Annotated in this window: 27 protein-coding genes; 12 read left to right on the top strand and 15 right to left on the bottom strand. The window is 67.4% G+C overall.

The window, feature by feature from the left end:
- The coding region (locus tag G9373_RS19200) for a hypothetical protein (RefSeq protein WP_167116198.1) at positions 1 to 383 on the top strand (383 nt) is incomplete at its 5' end.
- Positions 384 to 472: 89 nt separating this feature from the next.
- Here the strand turns inward: G9373_RS19200 and G9373_RS19205 are convergent.
- From G9373_RS19205 to G9373_RS47695, 5 genes are all read right to left on the bottom strand, one after another.
- A complete protein-coding gene (locus tag G9373_RS19205; RefSeq protein ID WP_005255446.1) occupies positions 473 to 676 on the bottom strand; it encodes a cold-shock protein in 204 nt (67 codons plus the stop codon).
- Between the two features lie 213 nt (positions 677 to 889).
- Entirely contained in the window at positions 890 to 1,105 is a 216-nt protein-coding gene (locus G9373_RS19210) for a hypothetical protein (protein ID WP_167116201.1), read from the bottom strand.
- A 196-nt stretch (positions 1,106 to 1,301) separates the two neighbouring features.
- Positions 1,302 to 2,192 carry a 16S rRNA (adenine(1518)-N(6)/adenine(1519)-N(6))-dimethyltransferase RsmA gene (rsmA, locus tag G9373_RS19215; RefSeq protein ID WP_005255442.1) on the bottom strand — a complete coding sequence of 297 codons (891 nt, stop codon included), beginning with the start codon at positions 2,190 to 2,192 and terminating at the stop codon, positions 1,302 to 1,304.
- A gap of 10 nt (positions 2,193 to 2,202) precedes the next feature.
- The gene (locus G9373_RS19220; protein ID WP_005561739.1) at positions 2,203 to 3,330 is read right to left on the bottom strand and encodes a resuscitation-promoting factor; all 1,128 of its coding nucleotides are present in this window, start codon (positions 3,328 to 3,330) and stop codon (positions 2,203 to 2,205) included.
- Between the two features lie 22 nt (positions 3,331 to 3,352).
- Positions 3,353 to 4,468, bottom strand: a complete 1,116-nt coding sequence (locus tag G9373_RS47695) for a resuscitation-promoting factor (protein WP_005255438.1) — start codon at positions 4,466 to 4,468, stop codon at positions 3,353 to 3,355.
- Positions 4,469 to 4,757: 289 nt separating this feature from the next.
- Between G9373_RS47695 and G9373_RS19230 the strand changes: the two genes are divergently transcribed.
- Both G9373_RS19230 and G9373_RS19235 read left to right on the top strand, forming a co-directional pair.
- Entirely contained in the window at positions 4,758 to 6,179 is a 1,422-nt protein-coding gene (locus G9373_RS19230; RefSeq protein WP_005255435.1) for an amino acid ABC transporter substrate-binding protein/permease, read from the top strand.
- Positions 6,176 to 6,946, top strand: coding sequence for an amino acid ABC transporter ATP-binding protein (locus G9373_RS19235; RefSeq protein ID WP_005255433.1), 771 nt, complete (start codon positions 6,176 to 6,178; stop codon positions 6,944 to 6,946). Before G9373_RS19230 ends, G9373_RS19235 begins: the two co-directional genes overlap by 4 nt.
- A 50-nt stretch (positions 6,947 to 6,996) precedes the next feature.
- Here G9373_RS19235 and G9373_RS19240 read toward each other — a convergent pair whose 3' ends face one another.
- Entirely contained in the window at positions 6,997 to 7,437 is a 441-nt protein-coding gene (locus G9373_RS19240) for a DoxX family protein (protein WP_005561737.1), read from the bottom strand.
- A 139-nt stretch (positions 7,438 to 7,576) separates the two neighbouring features.
- Positions 7,577 to 8,419 carry a TatD family hydrolase gene (locus G9373_RS19245; protein ID WP_167116204.1) on the bottom strand — a complete coding sequence of 281 codons (843 nt, stop codon included), beginning with the start codon at positions 8,417 to 8,419 and terminating at the stop codon, positions 7,577 to 7,579.
- Between the two features lie 35 nt (positions 8,420 to 8,454).
- On the opposite strand from G9373_RS19245, the gene G9373_RS19250 reads away from it, so the two are divergent.
- The 3 genes from G9373_RS19250 to G9373_RS19260 all read left to right on the top strand — a co-directional run bounded on the left by G9373_RS19250 (position 8,455) and on the right by G9373_RS19260 (position 12,254).
- Positions 8,455 to 9,357, top strand: a complete 903-nt coding sequence (locus G9373_RS19250) for an SDR family oxidoreductase (RefSeq protein WP_167116207.1) — start codon at positions 8,455 to 8,457, stop codon at positions 9,355 to 9,357.
- 53 nt (positions 9,358 to 9,410) lie between these two features.
- Positions 9,411 to 10,970, top strand: coding sequence for a methionine--tRNA ligase (metG, locus tag G9373_RS19255; protein ID WP_167116210.1), 1,560 nt, complete (start codon positions 9,411 to 9,413; stop codon positions 10,968 to 10,970).
- 108 nt (positions 10,971 to 11,078) lie between these two features.
- Positions 11,079 to 12,254, top strand: a complete 1,176-nt coding sequence (locus G9373_RS19260) for a DUF2786 domain-containing protein (protein ID WP_081315296.1) — start codon at positions 11,079 to 11,081, stop codon at positions 12,252 to 12,254.
- 14 nt (positions 12,255 to 12,268) lie between these two features.
- Here G9373_RS19260 and rsmI read toward each other — a convergent pair whose 3' ends face one another.
- Positions 12,269 to 13,099, bottom strand: coding sequence for a 16S rRNA (cytidine(1402)-2'-O)-methyltransferase (rsmI, locus tag G9373_RS19265; protein ID WP_054248094.1), 831 nt, complete (start codon positions 13,097 to 13,099; stop codon positions 12,269 to 12,271).
- A 74-nt stretch (positions 13,100 to 13,173) separates the two neighbouring features.
- On the opposite strand from rsmI, the gene G9373_RS19270 reads away from it, so the two are divergent.
- A complete protein-coding gene (locus G9373_RS19270; RefSeq protein WP_005255423.1) occupies positions 13,174 to 14,682 on the top strand; it encodes a phospholipid carrier-dependent glycosyltransferase in 1,509 nt (502 codons plus the stop codon).
- Positions 14,683 to 14,771: 89 nt separating this feature from the next.
- On the opposite strand, the gene G9373_RS19275 is transcribed toward G9373_RS19270, so the two are convergent.
- From G9373_RS19275 to G9373_RS19290, 4 genes are all read right to left on the bottom strand, one after another.
- Positions 14,772 to 16,409: a BCCT family transporter gene (locus G9373_RS19275; RefSeq protein WP_164059226.1), complete on the bottom strand. Its 1,638-nt coding sequence runs from the start codon at positions 16,407 to 16,409 to the stop codon at positions 14,772 to 14,774.
- A gap of 84 nt (positions 16,410 to 16,493) precedes the next feature.
- Positions 16,494 to 16,925: a DoxX family protein gene (locus G9373_RS19280; protein ID WP_011597793.1), complete on the bottom strand. Its 432-nt coding sequence runs from the start codon at positions 16,923 to 16,925 to the stop codon at positions 16,494 to 16,496.
- A gap of 50 nt (positions 16,926 to 16,975) precedes the next feature.
- On the bottom strand, positions 16,976 to 17,350 hold the full coding sequence (locus G9373_RS19285) for a GntR family transcriptional regulator (RefSeq protein WP_005563062.1): 375 nt from the start codon (positions 17,348 to 17,350) through the stop codon (positions 16,976 to 16,978).
- Between the two features lie 58 nt (positions 17,351 to 17,408).
- Entirely contained in the window at positions 17,409 to 18,092 is a 684-nt protein-coding gene (locus G9373_RS19290) for an SDR family oxidoreductase (protein ID WP_167116213.1), read from the bottom strand.
- 86 nt (positions 18,093 to 18,178) lie between these two features.
- Between G9373_RS19290 and arsC the strand changes: the two genes are divergently transcribed.
- Positions 18,179 to 18,535: an arsenate reductase (glutaredoxin) gene (arsC, locus tag G9373_RS19295; protein WP_005238721.1), complete on the top strand. Its 357-nt coding sequence runs from the start codon at positions 18,179 to 18,181 to the stop codon at positions 18,533 to 18,535.
- 68 nt (positions 18,536 to 18,603) lie between these two features.
- Here the strand turns inward: arsC and G9373_RS19300 are convergent, their stop codons facing one another.
- Entirely contained in the window at positions 18,604 to 19,821 is a 1,218-nt protein-coding gene (locus G9373_RS19300; RefSeq protein WP_005563072.1) for an arginine deiminase, read from the bottom strand.
- A gap of 107 nt (positions 19,822 to 19,928) precedes the next feature.
- On the opposite strand from G9373_RS19300, the gene G9373_RS19305 reads away from it, so the two are divergent.
- Complete coding sequence (locus G9373_RS19305; RefSeq protein ID WP_065490011.1) at positions 19,929 to 20,459, top strand: FABP family protein; 531 nt, start codon at positions 19,929 to 19,931, stop codon at positions 20,457 to 20,459.
- A gap of 42 nt (positions 20,460 to 20,501) precedes the next feature.
- Positions 20,502 to 20,981, top strand: a complete 480-nt coding sequence (gene soxR / locus G9373_RS19310; protein WP_005563077.1) for a redox-sensitive transcriptional activator SoxR — start codon at positions 20,502 to 20,504, stop codon at positions 20,979 to 20,981.
- Positions 20,982 to 20,984: 3 nt separating this feature from the next.
- On the opposite strand, the gene G9373_RS19315 is transcribed toward soxR, so the two are convergent.
- Both G9373_RS19315 and G9373_RS19320 read right to left on the bottom strand, forming a co-directional pair.
- Positions 20,985 to 21,479, bottom strand: coding sequence for a DUF2505 domain-containing protein (locus tag G9373_RS19315; protein ID WP_167116216.1), 495 nt, complete (start codon positions 21,477 to 21,479; stop codon positions 20,985 to 20,987).
- A 50-nt stretch (positions 21,480 to 21,529) separates the two neighbouring features.
- Positions 21,530 to 21,907: a GNAT family N-acetyltransferase gene (locus tag G9373_RS19320; protein WP_167116219.1), complete on the bottom strand. Its 378-nt coding sequence runs from the start codon at positions 21,905 to 21,907 to the stop codon at positions 21,530 to 21,532.
- A 124-nt stretch (positions 21,908 to 22,031) separates the two neighbouring features.
- On the opposite strand from G9373_RS19320, the gene G9373_RS19325 reads away from it, so the two are divergent.
- Positions 22,032 to 23,486 carry a wax ester/triacylglycerol synthase domain-containing protein gene (locus G9373_RS19325; protein WP_054248092.1) on the top strand — a complete coding sequence of 485 codons (1,455 nt, stop codon included), beginning with the start codon at positions 22,032 to 22,034 and terminating at the stop codon, positions 23,484 to 23,486.
- A gap of 17 nt (positions 23,487 to 23,503) precedes the next feature.
- On the top strand, positions 23,504 to 25,762 hold the full coding sequence (locus tag G9373_RS19330; protein ID WP_167116283.1) for a glycerol-3-phosphate 1-O-acyltransferase: 2,259 nt from the start codon (positions 23,504 to 23,506) through the stop codon (positions 25,760 to 25,762).
- Position 25,763 lies beyond the last annotated feature (1 nt).

The raw sequence follows: 25,763 nt of genomic DNA on the forward strand, positions 1-25,763 counted from the left end.
GAACAGTCGGGAAGGTGCTCGTCGGGGGCCATCTGGCGCTCGGGGGCGCAACGGTGGTGATCATGGCGTTCTCGTTGGCGTTCGTGTGCACCCTCGACAACGGAACCCAGCCGTGGACGTGGCCGAGCAGGTATTCGACGGCCTGGTTCGTCGCCACGACCATCCTCGCCACCACTCTGTGGGCGCTCTTCGTCACGGGTGTGGTGATCTTCTCGTCGAGGCCCCGGCGGGCACTCGGCACGGCCACGTTCTTCGTCGCCGCCGCACTCGGAGCCGCTGCGGTGATCGGGCTGTTCGGTCCGTCGGAGAATTCCGCGCTGCAACTCTGGCTCGTCTGCGCGATGAATCTCGGGTATCAGGCCGCTCACCTGCGGTCCGCGTAGTCGGTCGGAAACGAGTCAAGGCCCCACTCTGACGAGTGGGGCCTTGCTCGAACGTCATGTCCCGGCGAACCGGGAAGTCATGGCCGTTCTCAGATCAGGGTGACGCCGGTGGCCTGCGGGCCCTTGTTGCCCTGGCCGATCTCGAACGAAACGCGCTGATTCTCCTCGAGCGTGCGGAAGCCGCCGCTCTGGATCTCCGAGTAATGGACGAACACGTCAGCGCTGCCATCCTCGGGGGCGATGAAGCCGAACCCCTTCTCGGAGTTGAACCACTTCACGATGCCCTCTGCCATGTAAATCTCCTCTAACACAGTAACTTCTTCAAGCAACCGGCTCGGTTACCTGGGTCATTGAACACGACCGTCTATGACAATTCCTGTGGAGGACGTCCAAACGCTCGCAACCATCGATTTGCGAGCGTGGGAAACACAAACACAAAACTTACGACCTCCAATAGTGAACCACACATCCGGTCGGTTGTCTCCCCCGGGCTGAACTTGCGCAGGTCAGGGGATGAAATTGGCGTACACACCGGGAGCGATGGGCGCCACGATCCCGTCCGGCGCCCACGGCGCACCCTGACCGGGGAGGACGGTTACGCTCCCCGTCACCGACACCACGACGGTCCCGCTGCCGGTGGGCACGACGCGCTCGTCGTAGAAGCCGGCGAACTGCGGAAAGTCCTTGCTCACCCGGTACGAACCCGAGGCCCCGGTATTCATATCGACCCAGCCGACCAGGAGTTCACCGTGCACACCGGTCAGCCCCGCGTAGGCATTCGAGCGGACGAGCGCCGACCCCGGTCGTCCCGGAACCGGCCACGCCTGACCCCGCTACCGTCGAGAACGGCGGAATGCCGATGACCGTGGGGTGCCCCCCCCTGTGAGTACTTATCAACGTCCCGCGGTTAACAAGTACTCACGGCTGGGTGGCGGCGAGACGCACGAAGGCCGCGGCGTCGAGGGTCTCGCCGCGGGTGGACGGTGCGATGCCGGCCTCGAGCAGTCGCCGCTCCGCCTCCGCGGGCGAACCCGCCCAACCACCGAGCGCGGCTCGTAAAGTCTTGCGGCGCTGAGCGAAAGCCGCATCGATGACGGCGAACACGCGGCGGCGGTGTTCGTCGTCGACGGGCCACGGCGGTTCGGCGTACCGGTCGATGCGCACCAGACCCGACTCGACCTTCGGGACGGGCCAGAACACCGCGCGCCCGACGGCGCCCGCGCGTCGCACGGCGCCGAAGAAATTGGCCTTCACGCTCGGCACACCGTAGATCTTGCTGCCCGGGGACGCCGCCAGCCGGTCGGCGACCTCGGCCTGCACCATCACCAGAGCGGTTCGGAGACTGGGAAGTTCGGAGAACAGATGCAGCAGCACGGGCACCGCCACGTTGTACGGCAGGTTCGCAACGAGAGCCGTGGGCTCACCGGGGATCTCGGACGGCTTGACCCGCATCGCGTCCGCGCCGACCACGGTCAGCCGGTCCGCGAGTTCCGGTGCACGGTCGGCGACCGTGACCGGCAGCCGTGCCGCGAGGTTGGGGTCGATCTCGACGGCGATCACCTTGTCGACGACATCGAGTAGGGCCAACGTCAGCGAACCGAGCCCGGGACCGACCTCGAGCACCGTGTCCTCGCGTCCCACGCCCGCGGTCGCGACGATGCGGCGCACCGTGTTGGCGTCGTGCACGAAGTTCTGCCCCAGCTGCTTGGTGGGGCGCACGCCGAACTCCTCGGCTAACGCGCGCACCTCGGCGGGGCCGAGGAGTGCGGCCTGACCGCGAGCGACGGGGGGTACTTCGGCTTCGGACACCAGGCGAACTTTAACGCACGCCGAGCCTGCCCGAGCACGACGGCCACGCTCCCCAGCCCTGCGTCTTCTGCGTCTTCGACGCGACGGCGATCTGCTCCTCACGGGTGGCGAGGTCGGCGCGCGGCGCGTACTTGAGTCCGCCCTGACGCTCCCACGTGTTCTGGTCGAACTGGACGCCGCCGAAGAATCCGTTGCCGGTGTTGATAGCCCAGTTGCCGGTGGCCTCGCACTGCGCGAGCGCATCCCACACCGAACCGTTCTCGACGGGCGGCACCTCGGTGCCCGGCTTCGCGCCGACACGGATCACCTTCGGCTGTGCCGGCGTCGTGACCGTCGCGGACACCTGGCTGCGTCCGACTTCCTTGCCGTTGACGGTGTTGACCGCGAACGTGACATCCTGGACACCGGGCAGTCCCGGATTCTCGACCACGGTGCGGCTCTTGTTCATCGTCGGGTCCTCGATGCGCTGCTCCTCCGGAGCCAGCGGCAACGTCTCGACCTTCGTCTCGGTGCGGTCGCGCGTGACGGTCACGTCCATGCCGTCGGTCAGCGGCGTGTCCGCGGCCGGGACGACGGTGTCGGCCTGCTCCAGCGGCGCGCCGTGCGCGGCGAGGAAGTCCCCGACCGTCGGCGCGGCCATGCGCACGTCGGTGACCGGCAGCGCGCCGTCGGCGAGCTTGACGACGAGCGGATTGAGCACGTCGAGGGCCGCACCGTCGAGCGGGAGTCGCTGCGAACGGGACGCGGACACGTGCACGTCCTCGCCGAGTTCGAACTGCTTCAGTGCGTCCTCGACGGTGAGCGCGGTGGTCCACACCGTCTTGGGCTGACCGTCCACCGTCAACGACACCTCACGCGCGCGGCGCAGCACCACGGTGTCCCCGTCGGACAGGGTCGCGTCGCGCTCCGGCGCCACGACATCGCGGTCGCTGATCGAGTACCCGGCGTCGGACAGTGCGGCGTCGACGCTCGTGGTCATGGTGCTCAGCGAGATCTTCTCGCCGTCCACGTCGAGTGTGACGTTCTTGTGCCGGACCACGGCCATCACTCCGCCTGCGATCAGTGTGGCGAGAAGCAGGGCCACCACGGCGTAGAGCAGCGGCGAGCGAGCCGAATTGATCTTCGCGAAGGGCGACATCGTGTTCCTTTACTTCAGACCGTCAGCGGAGTCCGAGCTTGCTGGTGCACGCGGGCCATGCGCCCCAGCCCTGCGCCGCCTGGACCTTCTCGGCGACGGAGATCTGCTGTTCGCGGGATGCGAGGTCGGCGCGGGCGGCGTACTGGCTTCCGCCGAACGCTTCCCAGGTGCTCTGGGTGAACTGCAGTCCGCCGAAGAATCCGTTGCCGGTGTTGATGGCCCAGTTGCCGGTGGCCTCGCAGTGCGCGATCGAATCCCAGGTGGAGGCGTTGGAGATGGCGAGTTCCTTCACGCCGACCTTGACCAGTGCCGGCGCGGGCTCGCGGAGCACCTGCGAGCTGAGTTCCTGACGTCCGGCCTCGACACCGTTGACCGTCTTCACGGATGCGGTGACGGTGCGCTCGCCGGGGACTCCGGGGTTCTCGACGACGGTCTTGCCCTTGTCGAGCGCGGGATCCTCGACGCGATTCTCGGGCGGTGCGATGGGCAGCGTCTCGGTGCGCGTCTCGGTGCGGTCGCGGGTCACGTGGATCTCGGCGCCTTCGACGACGGGGGCGTCGGCGGGTGGAACGACCGTGTCGGCCTGCTCGAGCGGCGCGCCGTTGGCCGCGAGGAGCGCACCGACGGTGGGGGCTGCCAGTCGGACGTCCGTGAGCGGTGCGCCGCCGTCGGCGACCTTGACGAGCTTGGCGTTGACGACCTCGAGCGCGGTGCCCTCCAGCGGCAGGCGCTCGGAGCGGGACGCCGAGACGTGGACGTCGTCGGCGAGTTCGAACTGCTTCAGCGCGTCGTCGACGGTGAGGGCGGTGGTCCACACGGTCTTCGGCTGCCCGTCGACCGTGAGGTCGATCTCGCGGGCACGCCGCAACACCACGGTGTCGCCGTCGGAGAGCGACGCGTCGGCAGCGGGGGCGACCGCGTCACGCTCGCTGACGGTGTATCCGGCGTCGTCGAGCGCGCCGCCGACGTCGGAGGCCATCGTGCCGAGCGAGATGGTCTCGCCGTCGACGTCGAGCGTGACGGTCTTGTGCCGCGCCACTGCCAGCGCACCGCCCACGACGAGCGTCGCGAGCAGTGCCGCGACGACTACGTAGAGAAGGGGCGATTTGGCGTTGTTGATTCTGGCTAAAGGCGACACATGAAATCCCAAGGCTGGCGAAGGTTTGATCACGGTACGGTAACGAATCGGCGATGGTCTGGCAACTTTGCCGCTACGACCTGCGTGCGAGATCACGAAAAGGTTGAGATCGGGGACAGTTTTCACTTCACCGCGGCGAAACGCTTCTGGTCCGGACCACGTGCGAAACGCAGTATCTTGCGACATGCACCAAGAGGCCCGGAAGCGACCGGGCACTACCGACTGAGAAAGCTGGGGTTCCGTGCGCAGCAGATCCGATCGACTTCTGAGACTCGTCAGACGTCCGAGAGTGCCCGCGGTGATCGCCGCGCTGACGCTGCTCGTCACACTCGTCGCGCCCGGCCTCGCCGGCGCACAAGAGCCCGCTCCGGGCAACAACTACACGATCGCCACCGACATCACGTTCGCCCCGTTCGAGTTCCAGGACGAGAGCGGCAAGCTCGTCGGAATCGACATGGACCTCCTCGCCGCCATCGCCGAGGACCAGGGGTTCACCTACCAGGTCAACCCCGTCGGATTCGACGCCGCGCTCCAGGCGGTCACGGGCGGTCAGGCCAACGGCATGATCGCCGGCATGTCGATCACCGACGCCCGCAAGGCGACGTTCGACTTCTCCGATCCGTACTTCGAGTCGGGCGTGCAGATGGGCGTGCTCGAGAGCAACGACTCGATCACCTCGTACGAGGACCTGCGCGGCAAGTCCGTCGCGGTCAAGAACGGCACCGAGGGCGCCACGTACGCGGAGTCCATCAAGGACCAGTACGGCTTCACCACCAAGTACTTCGCCGACTCGTCGAGCATGTTCGACGAGGTCCGCACGGGTAACTCGGCGGCCGTGTTCGAGGACTACCCCGTCCTCGCCTACGGCATCAAGCAGGGCAACGGCTTCAAGACGGTCACCGACAAGGTCCCCGGCGCCAGCTACGGGTTCGCCGTCGCGAAGGGCCAGAACGCGCAGCTCCTGCAAGAGTTCAACACCGGGCTCGCCAACCTGAAGGCCAGCGGCCAGTACGACGAGATCCTCGACACCTACCTCAACTCCGACGCATCCGACGACGACAACTCGATCCTGGGCCTGATCAAGAGCACCTACCCGCTGCTGCTCGAGGGCCTGTGGCTCACGATCGTCCTGACCGTGGTCTCGATCGCCATCGCGCTCGTCCTCGGCGCGATCTTCGGCCTGTTCCGGGTGTCGACCAACATCGTCCTGCGCGGCATCGGCACCACCTATGTCGACGTGTTCCGCGGCACCCCGCTGCTGGTGCAGGCGTTCTTCATCTACTTCGGCATCCCGGCGGCACTGGACTTCCAGATGTCGGCGTTCACGGCGGGCATCATCACGCTGAGCCTCAACGCAGGCGCGTACATGGCCGAGATCGTGCGCGGCGGCATCCTGTCCGTCGACAAGGGCCAGATGGAAGCGTCGCGGAGCCTCGGCATCAGCTACCTGAAGTCGATGCAGAAGGTCGTGATGCCGCAGGCCGTGCGGACGATGATCCCGTCGTACATCAACCAGTTCGTGATCACGCTGAAGGACACGTCGATCCTGTCCGTGATCGGGCTCGCCGAGCTCACTCAGACCGGACGGATCATCATCGCCCGCAACTTCCAGTCCTTCAACATGTGGCTGATCATCGGTGTGATGTATTTCATCATCATCATGGCGTTGACGAAGCTGTCGAACCGGCTCGAGAAGAGGATCAACAAGTGACCGAGACACCGGTGACAGAGAACAAGGCCGAGACCGCCGACCCGAAGATCCGGGTGAAGGGCCTGAAGAAGTCGTTCGGCGACAACGAGGTCCTCAAGGGCATCGACGTCGACATCGCGAGCGGTGAAGTGGTCTGCGTGATCGGCCCCTCGGGCTCCGGCAAGAGCACGTTCCTGCGCTGCCTCAACCGGCTCGAGGACATCACGGACGGCAAGGTCGTGGTCGACGGGTTCGACGTGAGCGACAAGAAGATCGACATCGACCGGGTGCGTCAGCACATCGGCATGGTCTTCCAGCACTTCAACCTGTTCCCGCACATGACGGCGATCGAGAACGTGATGCTCGCGCCCGTGCAGACCAAGCGCGCCTCCAAGGACGAGGCGCGGGCGACGGCGGTTCGGCTGCTCGAGCAGGTCGGGTTGGCGGAGAAGGCGGACGCGAAGCCGGCGAACCTGTCCGGTGGGCAGAAACAGCGCGTCGCGATCGCGCGGGCCCTGGCGATGAACCCGGACATCATGCTGTTCGACGAGGCCACCAGCGCGCTGGACCCCGAGATGGTGGGCGAGGTGCTGCAGGTTCTGCGCGACCTCGCGAAGGGCGGCATGACGATGGTCGTGGTCACGCACGAGATGGGCTTCGCTCGCGAGGTGTCCGACCGGGTGATCTTCATGGCGGACGGCTACGTGGTGGAGGAGGGAACTCCGGAGCAGATCTTCGGCGACCCGCAGCAGTCCCGTACCCAGGACTTCCTGAACAAGGTCCTCTGACACGTGAGTGGCGAAGCGTGCCGGGGGACGCTTCGCCACTCACATGGGGGTCAGACGGTGGCGCGTTCCTTCGCCGCCCACGGCACCTTGTCGCCGAGCAGTCCGTCGACACCGAATCGGCCCGATCCGACGACGGCGAGCAGCAGTGCGCCGACGCCCAGCGCCAGCACCAGCTCGTAGCCGCCCTCGCTCGCGAAGATTCCCTTGTCGGCGTGCACGAGGAAGAAGGCGCCGACCATGTCGAGGAAGAGCAGGATGCCGAAGATCGGGACGGCCGCTCCGATGATGAGTGCGATTCCGCCGATCAGCTCGATCCACGTCGCGAGGAATGCCGAGATGCCGGGAACCGGAACTCCCATGGCCTCGAAGCCGGCGGTCGTGGCGTCGAGGCCGTTGGTGAAGGCCTTCTGCCAGCCGTGGGCGAGGAAGATGATGCCGATGCCCACGCGGGCGACGAGGATTCCCAGGCTTCGGACTGCGGGGTTGTTCATGGATGTGCCTTTCATCGTGGTGTCCCCGCGCGACCGGGACGACCGTTAGTTGAACAGGCAACGATCCTAAGTTCTCTAACTTGAAACTTCAACATAGGGCCCTTCGGCCCTGTGCGTGCTCGACGAGTCCAGGGACTCACTAACCACACACGGGCCGGAGGCCGTACACGCGCTCGGCGGTCGCGGTGGACGCCTTCGCCAGGTCGTCCGGATCCTCGCCGCGGATCTCGGCGAGCGCCCGGACCGTGTACGGCAGGCAGTACGGCTCGTTGGGAGCGCCCCGGAACGGGTGCGGGGTGAGGAACGGCGCATCCGTCTCGACGATCAGCTGATCCGATGGCACCAGCGGGGCCGCTTCCCGCAAGGCCTTCGCGTTCTTGAAGCTGACCGTGCCGGAGAAGCTGAGGACGTAACCGGCGTCGACGCACTCGCGCGCCATCTCGGCGTCCGAGGAGAAGCAGTGGAAGATCACCGTCTCCGGCGCACCCTCCTCGCGCAGCACCTGCAGCAGCGCCCGGTTGGCCTCCCGGTTGTGGATCATCAGCGTCTTGCCGAGCCGCTTCGCGAGGTCGATGTGCCAGCGGAAGCCCTCGGTCTGCTCGGGGACCGTGGCGCAGCCGTCGAGTTTCCCGGGCCAGTAGAAGTCGAGTCCCGTCTCCCCTACCGCGACCACCCGGGGATCGCCGGCGAGTCGCTCGATCTCCGCCCTGGTGGCGTCGTCGAGCACGTTCGCCCTCGTCGGGTGGATGGCCACGGCCGCGTAGACGCGGGGATCCCAGTGCGCCGCGTCGACGGCGAACTGCGCGGCCGCCAGGTCGTCGGCCACCGTGACCACCCGCTCCACCCCGACCGCGGCGGCCCGGTCGACGATCGCCGTGACGCTCGCGGCGTCCGAGGCACCACACGCATCGAGGTGGGTGTGCGAATCGACGAGCGGGAACAGCGGCGCAGGGGCTTCCGGGGCGGGACGATCTTTGCTCATGCGGACATTGTCGACGCCGCCGCCGCACGTGTCACATGCGGTACTTTCTCCCCGACGGGGAGGGAGCCGTGTCCATGACTTCGAGCTCGATGAACGGCCGCGTGATCGCGGTGACCGGCGGTGCCAGAGGAATCGGACGGGAGATCGCCCGACAGCTGGCGCTGGCCGGCGCCCGGGTCGCGATCGGCGACGTCGACGGCGCCGCCGCCCGCAGGACGGCGGACGAACTCGGCCGGACGGGCCGGACGGGCCGGACGGTGGAGGGTCTCGAACTGGACGTCACCGACACCGCGTCGTTCACGGCATTCCTGACAGCCGTCGAGGATCACTGGGGCCCGATCGACGTGCTCGTCAACAACGCGGGCGTGATGTGGGTCGGGAAGTTCGACGAGGAACCCGACTCCGCGACGGATCGGCAGCTCGCCGTCAACCTGCACGGGGTGATTCGTGGGGTGAGACTGGCGGCGCCGGCGATGCGTGAGCGCGGCCGCGGCCAGATCGTCACGGTGGCGTCGCTGGCGTCGAAGGTCGCACCACCCGGCGAGTCGACGTACGCCGCGACGAAACACGGCGTCCTCGGCTACCTGACCGGCGTCCGCGAGGAGCTGCGCGGGTCGGGTGTGCAGATCTCGGTGATCATGCCGGGCGTCGTCGACACCGAACTCGCGGCCGGCACCGCGACGGGCGCGGCAAAACTGCTCACGCCGGCCGACGTCGCGAAGACCGTCGTCGCGGTGATCCACCGGCCCCGGTTCGAGGTCACCATCCCCCGGTACGTCGGTCCGCTGGCCCGGCTGGTCACCGTCTTTCCGCAGTTCGCCCGCGACTTCGCGATCCGCCGGATGGTTCCAGACCAGGTCAGGTCCACGAACAAGTCGGCCCGCGCGGCGTACGAGTCACGCGCCGTCACCGACGAGGACGACACCGGACCGGCCTAGAACCCGAATCTGCGCGTCACGAAACGGCAGCGCGCAGATAGAGTGGTCGCACCATGAATGCTGCTGATTCCACCGCCTCGCGGCCACCTTTCTATCTGACGACGGCGATCGCGTACCCCAACGGCGTCCCGCACATCGGCCACGCCTACGAGTACATCTCCTCCGACGCCCTCGCACGCTTCAAGCGCCTGGACGGGTTCGACGTCTACTTCATGACGGGAACCGACGAGCACGGCCTGAAGATGCAGCAGACGGCGGCCAAGGAAGGCATCGACGTCCGTGAGCTCGCCGCACGGAACTCGGACGTGTTCGAGGCCATGGACAAGACGTTGAACATCTCCTTCGACCGGTTCATCCGCACCACGGACGCCGATCACGAAGAAGCCAGCAAAGCGATCTGGCAGAAGATGCTCGCGAACGGCGACATCTACCTCGACACGTACTCGGGCTGGTACTCGGTCCGCGACGAGGCGTTCTACACCGAGGCCGAGACCACGCTGCAGGACGACGGTTCACGCCTGTCCACCGAGACGGGCACCCCGGTCGAGTGGACGGAGGAGTCCACGTACTTCTTCAAGCTGTCCGAGTATCAGGACAAGCTGCTCCGGCTGTACGAGGAGAACCCCGACTTCATCGCACCTGCGACGCGGCGCAACGAGATCGTCAGCTTCGTCAAGGGCGGGCTGAAGGACCTGTCGATCTCTCGCACGACGTTCGACTGGGGCGTTCCGGTCCCCGACCATCCCGAGCACGTCATGTACGTGTGGGTGGACGCGCTCACCAACTACCTGACCGGCGCGGGTTACCCGGACACCGACTCCGAGCAGTTCGGCAAGTTCTGGCCGGCGAACCTGCACATCATCGGCAAGGACATCACCCGGTTTCACACGGTGTACTGGCCGGCCTTCCTGATGTCTGCGGGAATCGAGTTGCCGAAGCGCGTCTTCGTGCACGGATTCCTCTACAACAAGGGCGAGAAGATGTCGAAGTCGGTCGGCAACGTCGTCGACCCCGTCGCCATGGTGGAGCAGTACGGCCTCGACGCCGTGCGCTTCTTCCTGCTCCGCGAGATCTCCTACGGTCAGGACGGCAGCTACAGCCACGAGGCCATCGTCACCCGGATCAACGCCGACCTGGCGAACGAACTCGGCAACCTCGCGCAGCGGTCGCTGTCGATGGTCGCGAAGAACTGCGACGCCCAGGTCCCGGCCCCCGGCGAGCTGACCGAGGACGACACGGCGATGCTCGCGCAGGCGGATGCGCTGCTCGAGCGGGTTCGCGCCGAATACGACGTGCAGGCACTGCATCTCGCGCTGGAGACGATCTGGTCGGTTCTGGGCGAGACCAACCGGTACTTCTCCAAGCAGGAGCCCTGGGTTCTGCGGAAGACGGATCCGGAGCGGATGGCGACGGTGCTGTACGTGACGCTCGAGGTGGTGCGGATCGTCGGCATTCTCGTGCAGCCGGTGATGCCGGACGCCGCGGAGAAGATCCTCGACCTGCTCGGCCAGAAGGCCGATGCGCGGCAGTTCAGCGACCTTCCGACGCGCATCGTGGCGGGCACCGCGTTGCCCGCGCCGTCGGGCGTGTTCCCGCGTTACGTGGAGGACTGATCCACGCGGGGTCCGTTCGTGTCGGACCCCGCATGCACACTCTCCCCCATGACGCCGAATAGAACATACATTCGATCTCCTCACGGTGGATTCGGGAACGGAGCGCGCGTGTTCGACGACGAAGTGAGCCCTCAGGCCGCAGCGGCGGTCCACACCCTGATGGGTGAGTTGTCGGCCGCGTACGAGCGTGGGTGGCAGCCCGCCGACGTCGTGCATCTGGCGCGGAGATCGAAGGAGCCGTCCGAGGCGGCGCTGGCGGCGGCCCTGGTGCTGCACGAGGCGGAGCGCACGCGCGCCGTGCACCGGGCGCCGCGGGACTGGGTGGAGCAACTCCGCACCATCGGCGAGCAGTATCCAGGCGCGTCGCACCTGGCGGGGCGGGTTCCGGTCGACGGTCCCGACGTTCGGGCGCTCGCGGCCGGACTGTTGTTCGAAGACCCGTACCACTCCGTCTACCAGCTCACCGACCTGTCGCTGACGTGGACGAATCTGCCCGGCTGGACGGTGCTCGCTCCCCCGCCGTCGACGTGGCCGGTCGTGCGGGTCGCCGACACGGCCGCGGCGGTGCCGGGCGAGACCGAGGCCGACGCGAAGGTGCTCAACAGGATCCGCGGTTTGCTCGCGAAGGCCGAGGCCACCGATTTCGCGGAGGAGGCGGAGATCTTCACCGCGAAGGCGCAGGAATTGATGACGCGCTACGCGATCAACGCCGCTCTCCTCCACACCCAGAACGGGGTGGGCAACACGGCGGTGCACAGTCGCCGCATCCACCTGGAGAATCCGTACGTCAAGGAGAAGGTGCACCTTCTCACCGAGATCGGCGACTCCAACCGGGTGCGCACCGTGTGGTTCAGTTCCCTCGCCATCGCGACCGTGGTCGGAACCCCCCTCGACCTCCAGCAGGTCGACATGCTGTTCACGTCGCTGCTCGTGCAGGCGACGCGCGCAATGCAATTCGCGGACGCCGACAGTCGCAGTGGTTCCCGCACCACGTCGTTCCGCAAGGGTTTCCTCGCGGGCTTCGCCAGTCGCATCGGGCAGCGGTTACGCGACGCCGACAGCCGGGCCACGGCCGAAGCCGCCGACGAGGCGTCGATTCCCGTCGACGATCTGCTCCCGATTCTGGCCACCAAGTCCGAGGCCGTCGACGCCGAGTTCGACCGTCTGTTTCCGCGTACCAAGAAGGCGCGCGGCAGGGCCGTCGACGCCAACGGCTGGTACGCCGGGCAGGCGGCCGCCGACGACGCCTCGCTGGCTCCCGGGGAGCGTGCCCTCCGGCGGTAACTCTCGCAGGCCGCCTAGTCCTTCCGGGAGGCCAGCACCGTTTCGTAGAGTTCCCGCTTCGACACACCGGTGGTGGCGACGAGCGCGCACGCGTCCTTGAGCCGGGTGCCGTCCGCGACGAGTCGCTCCACCTCGTCGACGAGGTCGGCGGGGTCGGACGCGACGAGCGTGGCACCCTCCACCACCACCGTGATCTCGCCGCGGACACCCTCGGCGGCCCACTCGGCGAGCTCGGCGAGGGTGCCGCGGCGGACCTCCTCGTACGTCTTGGTCAGTTCCCGGCAGACGGCGGCGCGGCGGGTTCCACCGAGCACCTCGACCGCGTCGGCCAGGCAGTCGGCGAGCCGGTGCGGCGCCTCGAAGAACACGCAGGCGCGTTGCTCGGCGACCAGTGCCTGCAACCACGTCTTGCGCTGGCCCTGCTTCCGGGGTGGGAAGCCGTCGAAGCAGAACCGTTCGACGGGCAGCCCGGACAGCGCGAGCGCCGTCGTCACGGCCGACGGTCCGGGCAGGCACGTCACCGCCAGATCCTCGGCCACGCACGCCGACACCAGCCGGTACCCGGGGTCGCTGACCGAGGGCATGCCGGCGTCGGTGACGAGGAGAACGGTCTTGCCGGACGCGACATCGGCGACGAGCGCGGGCAGCCGGGCCGTCTCGACCTGGTCGTAGAAGCTGACGACCTTGCCGGTGATCGTCACGTCGAGAGCGGAGGCGAGGGCTTTGGTGCGGCGGGTGTCCTCGGCGGCGACGACGTCTGCCGTCTCCAGCGCCGTACGCAGCCTCGGCGAGGCGTCACCCACGTCCCCCATCGGTGTTGCGGCGAGCACTAGGCGACCAGTCATGACCCACAGCCTACGATTGCGGCGTGACGATGCTGACGGACGAGCGACCGACGCCCTCCGCACGACAGCCGTCCATGGTCGGACCGGCGCCGCTCGTGCCGCCCCCCGACTTCGGTCCAGTCGACCGTGCCCGCGGCTGGGTGGTCACCCTGTTCGTCACGGCGATCGCGGCGATCACCCGGTTCACGATGCTCGGTTACCCGACGGACGCGGGCACTCCCGTGTTCGACGAGAAGCACTACGCGCCGCAGGGCTGGCAGGTGCTCACCGGCGGCTGGCTCGAGGACAATCCCGGTTACGGGCTGGTGGTGCATCCGCCGATCGGCAAACAGCTGATCGCGATGGGCGAGGCGATCTTCGGCTACAACGGCTGGGGTTGGCGTTTCGCCTCCGCGGTGGCGGGCACGATCATGGTCCTCCTGGTGATCCGCATCGTCCGCCGGCTCACCCGATCCACTCTGATCGGCGGCCTCGCCGGGATCCTGCTGGTCGCGGACGGCGTCACGTTCGTGTCCTCCCGGCTCGGCATGCTCGACATCTTCCTGGCACTGTTCGCCGTCGCCGCTCTGGGCTGCCTGATCGTGGACCGCGACCAGGTCCGCGAGCGGATGGCCCGCGTATACGACGAGGGCCGGATCGGCGACAGCGACTGGGGCCCACGCCTCGGTGTGCGCTGGTGGCGATTCGGCGCCGGGATCATGCTGGGTCTCGCGTGCGGCACCAAATGGTCGGGCGTCTACTTCATCGTGTTCTTCGGGCTGCTCAGCGTCGCATTCGACGTGTCGGCCCGACGCGCCTACGGGGTGCGGCGCCCGTGGTTCGGTGCCGGCGTCCGCGACGTGGGCCCGGCGCTGTACGCGCTCGTCGTCGTGCCACTGTTCGTGTATCTCGCCAGCTACTGGGCGTGGTTCGCCAGCGAGACCGGCGTGGACCGGCATGCCGTGGGCAACGAGATCGGGACGGGCGGCCCCTGGTCGTTCGTGCCGGGCGCGCTCCGCTCGCTGTGGTACTACAGCGGCAACGTCCTCGAGTTCCACGAAGGCCTCACCAATTCGGCGGGCAATCATCACCCGTGGGAGTCGAAGCCGTGGACGTGGCCGATGGGTCTGCGCCCGATGCTGTACTACTTCGCCGAGGGCGATCACGTCACCGGCTGCGGAGCGTCGAGTTGCGTCAAGGCCGTCATGCTCATCGGGACGCCCGCCATGTGGTGGCTGGCACTGCCGATGCTCGCGTGGGCGCTGTGGCAGACCGTGGTGCGGAAGGACTGGCGGTACGCCACCGTCCTCACCGCCTACGGCGCCGCGTTCCTGCCGTGGCTGACCACCCTGGACCGCCAGATGTACTACTTCTATGCGGTGGCGCTGGCGCCGTTCATGGTGATGGGTCTCGCGCTGGTCCTGGGCGACATCCTGGGAAGCGCCAAGGCGTCGTTCGAACGCCGGACCACCGGCCTGCTCGCCGTCTGCCTCTATGTGGGGCTCGTGGTCGCCAACTTCATCTGGTTGTGGCCGATCCTCACGGCCGTCCCGATCACCCCGGACACGTGGCAGCACCAACTGTGGCTTCCCAGCTGGCGCTGACCCCGGAATTATCCCAGCTGGCGCTGACCCCGGAATGAGTCGAGCCGCCCGGGTCCCGTGGGACACCGAGCGGCTCGCAGACTGTTTCTCTAGCGGGACGAGATCCGGTCGCGACGACGTTTGGCCGCCACTCTCCGCATCTCTCTCCGCATCTCCCGGCCGTCGACGATCATCTGGTCGCGTGACAGATCCTTGTAGAGCGAGAAACACAACCCGATCATCACGAGGACGAACGGCGCCGCGGCGATGATCGTCATCGTCTGCAGTCCGTCCAGCGCGGTGTCGCCGCCGGTCCACAGGATGAGCGCGGCCACGCCTCCGGTGAGCACACCCCAGAACACGACCACCCAGCGCTGCGGTTCCAGCGAACCGCGCTGCGACAGGGTGCCCATCACCATCGATGCGGCGTCGGCGCCGGAGACGAAGAAGATCCCCACGAGGATCATCACCAGGACGGTCGTGATGCCGGTGAGCGGCAGGTGATTGAGCATGCCGAACAGCTGACCCTCCTGGGTGTCCTGTCCGGCGAGGTCGATTCCGTCACGCTGCTCGCTGATTCCGGCACCACCGAAGATCGCGAACCACACGAGGCTCACGGCGCTCGGCACCACGATCACGCCGACCACGAACTGGCGGATGGTCCGGCCACGGCTGATGCGTGCCAGGAACATGCCGACGAACGGGGTCCAGGAGATCCACCACGCCCAGTAGAAGATGGTCCACGAGGACAACCATTCGCCGGTCGCCGGATCGGACGACGCTCCGGTGCGGGCCGACATCTGCGCGAGCTGCGCGGCGTAGGCGCCGATCGTGGTGGGCAGCAGGTTGAGGATCAGGACCGTCGGCCCCACGACGAACACGAAGAGGGCCAGGATGACGGCGAGCACCATGTTGGTGTTGGAGAGCCACTGAATTCCCTTCGCGACACCCGACACAGCGGATGCCACGAACGCGAGGGTCAGCAGGGCGACGATCGCGACCAGCAGAAACGTGCTGACCTCCGACATCCACCCGACAACCTGGAAACCGGACCCGATCTGTAGTGCGCCGAGGCCCAGCGAAGCGGCGGTGCCGAACAGCGTCGCGAAGATCGCGAGAACGTCGATGAACTTGCCGATCGGCCCCTCGGCGCGACGGCCGAGCAGCGGGATGAAGGCGGAGCTGAACAGCTGCTTGCGACCCTTGCGGTACGAGCCGTACGCGATCGACAGTCCGACAACCGCGTACATCGCCCAGGGGTGCAGGCTCCAGTGGAACATGGTGGTGGCCATCGCAGTTCCGATGCCACCGTTGGAACCCGGAGGGGGTGTCACGTAGTGCGCGAGCGGTTCGGCGACACCGAAGAACATCAGTCCGATGCCCATGCCGGCGCTGAACATCATCGCGATCCAGCTGACCGTCCGGAACTCGGGCTGCTCGCCGTCCTTTCCGAGCGGGATGTGACCGAACTTGCTGAACGCGAGCCACAGTGAGAAGAGGACGAACCCGCTCGCCGACAGGACGAACAACCAGCCCATGTCGGTGACCAGCCAGTCGAGTGCCTTGCCGGTCGTGGAGTCGAGATTGTCGGGGGCCACGAGCCCCCAGACGACGATTGCCGAGACCGCGGCGGCAGCGGCGGAGAACACGACGCGGTCGGTGCGAACACCGACCCGTTTAAGCCCTCCGCCGACGCTCGCGTCGGCGGTCTCGGAACCTTGATCAGGCAGATCCGTATTCATTGCCATGAACAACTACGTTGGTCATTTTCGATGGTAAAAGCAAGCTAGCCCATCGCTTCACACCGAATCGAGACCCAGCCTACGGCATCGTTACGCTGCGGTTTTTCCCCATCCCGAGCCTCTTCCGAGAAGCCCGTCGATGCTGAGGCGTCCGGCACCGATCACGGCGAGAAGTAGCGACCCGACGCCGAGTGCGACGACGAGTTCGTACCCGCCGTTCGCGACGAAGACACCCTTGTCCGCGTGCACCAGAATCAGCGCTCCGAGCATGTCGAGAAACAGCAGGATTCCGGCGATCGGCGTGGCCACTCCCACGATGAGAGCAAATCCACCCGCGAGTTCAATAGTGGCGGCCGCAACAGCCGAAATGTCGGGCAGTGGGACGCCCATGTCGGCGAACGACGCCTGTGTGGCCTTCACTCCGTAGTCGAAGAACTTCTGCCAGCCGTGCGCGACGAAGACGACGCCGAGTCCGATCCGGGCAATCAGTAGTGCGAGGTCGCGGAAGAGTGCGGAAGCCATACCGAGCGTCTACCTTTCTGGGGTCACACCTTCTGGAGACGGCACCGACCTCATTCGGCGCCGCGGAGAGCGGACTGCACGAAGCCGAGGATCTCCTCGTCGGACACCCCCAGCTTCCGCAGTTCCTGCACATACCCTGTTGCGGCCTTCTCGGCCCGGGCGCGAATGGGGTCACCGCCGCTCGCGATGAACGTGCCCTGCTTGCCCCGGGTTTCGATGACACCCTGCTCGCCGAGTTCCCGGTACGCCTTGGCGACCGTGTTCGGTGCGAGACCCACCTCGACGGCGAGCGCGCGGACTGTGGGGATCTTCGTTCCCGCGATCAGCTGCCCACTGCGCACCTGCTCGATGATCTGCAATCGCAACTGGTCGAACGGGGCGGTCGACGAATCCGGATCGATGTCGATGTCCACGGCCGGCGCCACCTCCGTTGTTCCACACGTTGTATCAGACCGTAGTTGCGCGGTTGCGGCGCCGCAATGCTCACACCGCGGCGACGGCCTCCTCGATCGGCGTCGGACCGGACGTCAGCATGAGCGTCTTCTTCGCAGTCTCCGGGTGATCCAGAAGCGCCGCGATCACTGCGGCGACGTCGGCGCGCGGGACGGTGCCACGCTCGAGGGGCGGCGCAGTGAGCGTGACGTGACCCGTCGGGTCGTCGTCGAGCAGACCGCCCGGGCGGAGAATCGTCCAATCGAGGTGGGTCCGGGCGCGCAGGTCTTCCTCGGCGGCCGTCTTCGCGACGAGGTAGGCCGCGAACACGTCGTCGGTGCCCTCGGGGATCGGCTCCCCCGCCCCGAACGAACTGATCTGGACGAATCGCCGCGTTCCCGCCTTCTCGGCGGCGTCCGCGAGGAGAACCGCGGCCCCGCGATCGACGGTGTCCTTGCGGGCGATACCGCTGCCCGGGCCTGCGCCTGCGGCGAAGACAGCGGCGTCCGCACCGACGAGCGTCTTCGCCACGTCGTCCGCGCTCGCCGTCTCCAGATCGATCACCACCGGTTCGGCGCCGAGCGCCGCCACCTCGTGCTCGTGATCGGGGTTGCGGATCAGCGCGACCGCTCGGTCACCGCGCGCGGTGAGAATCTTGATGAGGTGACGGGCGATTTTCCCGTGTCCACCCGCAATGACGATGCGCCGCGGAGTCGCGTCCCTGTGCTCGGCCATGATCGATCTCCCTCTTTCGTCGACTATTCACTAGTTACTCCTCTCCTTCAGCGCTCCCTGCGGGCGGGTTTGTTCCCCGGTGCAGAATGTCGGGTATGGCGAACACCGCGACCATCTACCACAACCAGCGATGCAACACGTCCCGCACCGTCCTCGGACTGATCCGGGACGCGGGCATCGAGCCGACCGTCGTGAAGTACCTCGAGACCCCGCCCTCGCGGGACGGGCTGCGCAAACTTCTCGACGACGCCGGGCTGAAGCCGAGCGAGGCGATCCGTAAGAAGGAGGCCGTCTTCAAGGAGCTCGCGCTCGCCGAGGCGTCCGAGGACGAACTGCTGGAAGCGATGGTGGACAACCCCATCCTCATCGAGCGACCGATCGTCGTGACGGACAAGGGCACCGTCCTCGCCCGCCCGGCCGAGAAGGTCCGCGAGGTCCTCTAGGCGCTGCGCGCCCGTGCGCCTTTCTGGTTGCTCCGACTACCAGAAAGGCGCACGGGCGGCGGAGCCGCCTACAGCGGGTCGCGGGCCACCGGACAGGACATGCAGCGGGGTCCGCCGCGGCCCGACCCGAGTTCGGAACCGGCGATCCGCAGTACCTCGATTCCCGACGCCTCGAGCCGGGCGTTGGTCTCGACGTTCCGTTCGTACGCGACGACGACGCCGGGTGCGAGTGCGAGCGTGTTGTTTCCGTCGTCCCATTGCTCGCGTTCGGCGGTGACGTTGTCGAGTCCGGTGTCGATGACGCGCAGTTTGCCGATGCCCATGGCCTCGGCGGCGGCGGCCAGGAACGGGTCCGCTCCGCGGATCGACACGCCCTTGTCCTCGCGGTGAATGGTGAACGCCGACAGCGTGTCCTGAATGATCGGGTACATCACGACGGCGTCGTGGTCGACCATCGTGCAGACGGTGTCGAGGTGCATCGACGCCCTGGCCTGCGCGATGGGGACCACCAGCACGGTGTGTGCCAGTTCGTCCTCGAAGACGCTGCGCGCCAACGCCTCGGCGCCTGCCGGCGTGGTGCGCTCCCCCACTCCGACGGCGACGACTCCCGGTGCGAGGAGCAGGACGTCGCCGCCTTCGACGGGAGCCGTGTGGGATTCGTAGGCGCGCCGGGCGCCACGGAAACGCGGGTGATGGGCGTAGATGATGTCGGTGAGGGACGTCTCGCGGACGCGGGCGGGCAGGGCGAGGGACGTGATCGCCACGCGGGGTCCGATCCAGAACGACGAGTCCCGGGTGAACAGCAGGTTGGGCAGCGGGTCGATGACGAAGTCGCCGCCGTGGTGCATGCGCCGGACCAGCGACGCCGTGTTGGCCGCGACGGGCAGTTCGTCGAAGGTCATCCCCGCGGTGAGGATGGTGGAGAGTTCGGGGGCCGGGACACCGCGGAGGTGCGCGGCCAGTTCCTGCGCCAGGGTGTGCCCGAGTTTGCGCGGGTCGACGGCTGCGCCGATGCCCTGTATGCGGGCGGCGCCGCTGGCGCCGAGTGTCTCGGTGAGCAGGTCGGACAGCAGCAGGACCTCGACGCCGCGGCAGCGCAGGAGGTCTGCGAACGCGTCGTGCTCTTCCTGCGCGCGGTCCACCCAGGGCAGTCCGTCGAAGAGCAGTTGGTCGTTGTTGCGGGGCGTGAGCCGCTTCAGTTCGTCCCCGGGCCGGTGCAGGAGGACGGCACGCAGCTGCCCGACTTCGGAGTTGGCCCCCAGCGGTGCAGAACCGGACGCGTTCATGTCTAGACGGTAATGCCGGCGGGCCCGGCAGGCACGCTCAAACACTTCGCGGCCGACCGTGTCCCTCGGCGCCGCAGGCGAGTACCGTGAAACGGCGGAGGTATCTCATGGACGAGAACTCGACTCTCTCGCCGGCGCACTCGGATGCGGCGGCGAGTTCGTCTGCGAACACGCCCCCACTTCCGTCCGTTCCCTCCGCCCTGGCACCGTTCGCCGGTCTGTGGCGCGGCGAGGGCGAGGGCGCGTACCCGACGATCGACAACTTCGCGTACACCGAGGAGATCGAATTCGCCCCCACCGGTAAACCGTTCCTGGCGTACCGGTCTCGGACACGGGAGGCGGGCAGCGGGCGGCCGCTGCACTCGGAGTCCGGGTTCCTGCGGCTCGTCGCCGAGGACGAGGCGGAACTGCTCGTGGCCCAGCCGACCGGATTCACCGAGATCCACCGTGGTCAGATCCGGGAGGGGACCATCGAGTTGTCGATGGTGGCGCTGAGCGCGTCGCCGGACGCGAAACCGGTGCACAGCATCCGGCGACAGTTGTCGGTGCGCGGCGGCGACCTCACGTACGACCTGTGGATGGCGCACGACCTGACTCCGCTCACGCACCACCTGCACGGACATCTCCGCCGCGACTGACCTCGAGTATTGTTCAGGTAACCGCGTGAAAGGTTGCCTGTCGTGGAGATGCCCGAGTGGAGAGCCAAGGAACTGACGCCGGGACAGCTGTCGGAGCGCAGTGGCGTGGCGGTGTCGGCGTTGCACTTCTACGAGCGCGAGGGGCTGATCACCAGCAGGCGGACGTCCGGCAATCAGCGTCGCTATCGCAGGGACACGCTGCGGCGGGTCGCGTTCATCCGCATCGCCCAGCGGGTCGGGATTCCGCTGGCCGAGATCCGGGACGCCCTCGGGACCCTTCCCGAGGGCCGCACGCCGAACCGGAAGGACTGGGAGAAGCTCTCGACGCGGTGGCACGCGGATCTGGATCAGCGGATCGAGCAGTTGATCCGGCTCCGCGACAACCTGACCGGCTGCATCGGCTGCGGGTGCCTGTCGCTCGGGAGTTGCGCGATCGTCAACACCCACGACCGGCTGGGCACGGCGGGACCGGGTGCCCGCACGCTGGACGTCGAACTCGACGACCCGGCGTCCGGGGTGTGAGCGTCAGCTGTCGCCGAGCCACTTCTCGATCGCGTCGCGGTCCTGCCCGACCATGTCGCCGACCAGCTTCCTGACGAGGGACTCGATCTGTCCGCCGACGAGCGGAATCTTGACATGCACCGATCCGGCGACATCCAGGACGGTGACGTCGACCGACGCGCGGAGCACCGACGTGCACTCGATCTTCACCGGGATCCCGGTGGAGCTGCCACTGATCCGGCCGTCGGCGCGGTCACCGTCGAGTGCACCCCATTCGTCGGCACGCTCGACCCTCAGTTCACCCGAGACGACTTTGCGGACCAGCCCGGGGAGGGACGACGCGCCGATGGTGTCGCGCATCGTCGCCGTCAGGGTGCCGGGGCCGCGGCTGTCGTCGAGGGTGAGTTTCCCCGGCGCCTCTTCGAACCGATGCTGCCAGAACGCCCGATCCGTCACCGTCGCGTGCACCCGGTCGAGGGGGTACGCGATCTGTTCGGAGTATTCGAAGCTTTTCGCCATGTCGGCAGCCTACGACAACTCCGTGAGTGATGAAGGAGTCCGGAGACTCGTCAACCACGCACGGGCGCGGAGCGCCTCATCGGCAGGTGGTCGATACCCGCCTCGAGGTAGTTCTCACCGGTTCTGCGAAAACCGTAACGGCCGTACCAGTTTTCGAGGTAGGCCTGGGCGGAGATCTCGATGGGTGCCGGGAACGCCTCGAACACGGCTTCGAGCAGTTGTCCCGCGAGCCCCCGCCCCCGGGCGGGGGCGGGGGCGGCGGTGGCGACCCGTCCGAGATGCAGTGTCGGTTCGAGGTCGCGTCCGTCGAGTTCGGGTTCCGACACGATGCCCTGTTCGAAGACGAACACGTCGGTCCGCAGCACCATGATCCGGTAGAGCGTGGCCGGGTCGATCCTGTCGAGCGTCGCGTGGTGGAGAGTCGGCACGTCCTCACCTTGGACAGAAAGTCCGGTGCGTAATCCGCCGGAACCAGGGACGCGATCTGCGGGGCGGGTCCACACTGGAAAAGCAGCAGCTGAGGGCAACTCGAGCAACCGAATGAGGGTGGGCATGGCCGACGGCGAACCTCTGATACCGCCGAGTGCCGTCGACGTGGATTTCTCCGACGTCGCCTGGGGAGCGGACCGCACGATGTCCGACTTCGAGACCGGGATGTGGCGGATGGAGGAGGTGCAGCCGAAGCTGCGCTCACCGATCGTCGCGGTCGACGTGCTCGACAAGCCGCCGGACTGGGACCGGCTGGTGCGCGCCCACGAATGGGCGTCGCACATGGTGCCGCGCATTCGGATGCGGGTGGTGGAGCCGACGTTGCGGCTGGGCAACCCGATGTGGTCGGTCGACCCCGAGTTCGATCTCGACTATCACCTGTCGCGGGTGCGCCTGCCGGAGCCGGCGACGTTCGACCACGCGCTGCGGATGTGCAGGCACATGGCGACCGAGCCGTTCGACCGCGCCCGGCCGCCGTGGAGCGCGATGCTCATCGAGGGACTCGACGACGGCCGCGCCGTCTACGTGGTGAAGACGCACCACAGCATCACGGACGGTCTCGGCGGCATCCAGTTGATGACGCTGCTGCACAGCAGGCGCCCCGAACCGTCGCCGGACAAACCGGATCGCCCTGCGCCGTTACCGGAGCAGATGTCGGGCGGCGGCGCCCTGTTCGAGCAGGCACTCGACAACGTGCGCAGCGCCCCCGGTCGTCTCGGCGGCCTGATCCGGGGCGCGGTGCGGACGGCGATGACCGTCGTCGGCGATCCGGTGGGCAGTGTCACGGAGGTTGCCGGTTACGCGAACTCCATCCGCAGGGTGGTGACCCCTCCCCCGACCACGGGTTCGGACCTGCTCCGCGACCGCGGACTGGGACGCTGGTTCGGGGTGCTCGAGGTGAGTGTCGACGAACTGCGTTCCGCCGCTCACGTCGCCGGCGGGTCGTTGAACGACGCGTACGTGGCGGCCCTGTTGGGCGGGTTCCGCCGCTACCACGAATCGTTCGGCCACGACCTCGAGACGATTCCGGTGGGCATGCCGGTGAGCATGCGTTCGGCGTCGGATCCCACGGGTGGCAACCGGTTCGCCGCGGCCCGATTCGCCGGACCGGTCGGTGAGCGCGACCCCGTCGCGCGGATCGAGAAGGTGCGCGCGATCATCCTGGGGCTGCGCCAGGAACCCGCACTCGGACTGCTGGATTCGGCCGCCCCGCTCCTGGTCCGGCTTCCGACGGTGGTGCTGGCGAACTGGTACCTCTCGCAGTCGACGGGACTCGATCTACAGGCCAGCAACGTCGCCGGTGTCCCCGTGCCCGTGTACCTCGCGGGTGCCCGGATCGAGCGGATGTTCCCGTTCGGCCCGGCCCCCGGCTGCGCGGTCATGGCCACCCTCGTCTCCCACGTCGGCACGTGTTGCATCGGCGTCAATCTCGACACCGCCGCCGTCACCGAGCCGGCGCGGTTCATGTCGTGCCTGCAGGAGAGTCTCGACGAGATCGTCGAACTGGGCCGCGGGTGAAAGGAAAGGCTGGCGTGATGGACGAGCAGAGGACACGGCCGCGGGTCTACCTCATCGAGACGATGAGCGACATGGAGGACGACGTTCTGCGCACGTGGCTGGAGCGACAGGCGAACGACTCCGGTCAGCCGCCTCCGACCGTCCGCGTCACCGACCAGGCCCTCGCCGATCTCGTGCGCCGGAAGGATGATCCGCTGCTCACCCCGCTCCGGGTGGTGTGGCTGCCGAAGGAGACCCATCCGGACGGCGCGCAACGATTCCGGGAGACGTTGTCGCTGCGTGATCCGCTGCACCCCGGCCAGAACATGCAGCGCCGGGTGATGCGCGACGACCCGGCCCGGTGCCAGGTTCTGGAAGGCGATCCGGCTCCGCTCAGCGACCTCGAACGGCGGCTCGCCGAGAACGGCGGTGGGTCGCTTCCGGATTTCATCCGCCGCCAGGCCGCGCTGACCCTCGAGCGGGCCGAGCGCACCCTGCTGGGTACGCAGTACAAGGTGTCGAGGTTCGTCGTCGACGAGATCACCGACGCCAGCCGATACCACGACGGCACCCGGGAGCTGTCCGCGAAGTTGAACGTCCCCGTCGCCGAGGTGGATCGCCGGGCCCGTGGGGCACTGGACGAGATGGTCGCCGCGCAGAGCAGGCGCGCCATCGCGCTGTGGGACCAGTTGGGCCGCTACTTCTCCCGCGCCTACCGCCTCGACGTCGACACCACCCGGCTCGACGAGCTGCGGGAGCTGAACAAGGAACATTCCCTGGTGTTCCTGCCCAGCCACCGCTCGTACCTCGACCCGCTGGTGTTGCGCCCGGCGCTGCTCGCGAACGACCTTCCGCTCAACCATGTGATGGGCGGTCTGAACATCAATTTCTGGCCGATCGGACCGATCGGCAAGCGCAGCGGCACCGTGTTCATTCGCCGGAAGTTCGACGGCGACGAGATCTACAAGTGGACGCTCCGCGAGTACATGCGTTACCTGCTCACCAAGCGGTTCAACCTCGAGTGGTACATCGAGGGCGGGCGCAGCCGCACCGGGAAGTTGCGGCCGCCGCGGTTCGGTCTGCTCAACTACCTCGCGAAGGCCTTCCAGGACAGCGGGATGTCGGACGTGTACCTGGTGCCTGTGTCATTGACCTACGACCAGCTGTACGAAGTCGGAGCGATGGCGGCGGAGGCGCACGGCCAGGCGAAGAGCAAGGAGAGCCTGCGCTGGCTCTTCGGATACGTTCGGGCGCAGGGTCAACGGCACGGTGTCGCGCACGTCAACGTCGGCAGGCCGATGTCGCTGGCGGACTACCTCGGCCAGGAGGACGACCTGCGGCTGGCGGTGCAGAAGACGGCGTTCGAGGTGTGTCACCGCATCAACGAGGTCACACCCGTCACCGCGTCGTCGCTCGTGATGCTCGCGTTTCTCGGCATCGAGGACCGCGCGCTCACCGTCGCCGAGGTCGGCGGGATCCTCGGGCCGCTCGTCGACTACATCACCGCGCGCTCGTTGCCGACCGCGGGCGATGTGGACCTGACCCACCCCGAGGTGATCCGCAAGGCGGTGCGGACCCACCTCGATTCCGGGGTGCTGCGGAGTTTCGATCAGGGCAGCGAGCGGGTGTTCTACCTCGGCCGGGATCAGCATCTCGTGGCAGCATTCTACCGCAACAACACGATTCACTTCCTGGTGATGCGGGCGATCGCGGAGATGGTGCTGCGAGCGGCCGCCGATCAGCAGTTCACCGATCCGCTGAACGACGGATGGGATGCGGCACTGCGCATTCGCGATCTCCTCAAGTTCGAATTCTTCTTCAGCGAGAAAGACAGCTTCCGGAAGGAACTGCGGGCCGAACTGGATCTCATCGACCCGGCGTGGGAGTCGAATCTGGGTGACCCGCAGCACGCCGCGAACCTGTTGTCCGGGATGCGTATTCATCTGGCACATCGGGTTCTGCAGCCGTTCCTGGAGGCGTACGCCGTGGTCGCGGGCCAGTTGCTCCGGACTCCGGTGGATCGGAAGTTCGACGAGAAGGCCTTCATGACGTCGTGCCTCGCGCTCGCCGAGCAGCGACGTCTCCGGCAGCAGATCGGGAGCAGCGAGTCGATTTCGGCCGAGCTCTTCACGACCGCGCTCAAGCTGGCACGAAACCGGGGCCTGGTCGAACCGAATGCCGAGAACATGGCGGCCCGGCGGGTCGAGTTCGAGGCCGAACTCCAGACCCTGATCGATCGGGTGCTGCGCATCCGGGCCATCGCGCACGAGAATCTCGACCAGATGGGTGGTAGGTGAG

Source organism: Rhodococcus sp. A14 (genome assembly GCF_011603105.1).
Classification (GTDB): domain Bacteria; phylum Actinomycetota; class Actinomycetes; order Mycobacteriales; family Mycobacteriaceae; genus Rhodococcus_F; species Rhodococcus_F opacus.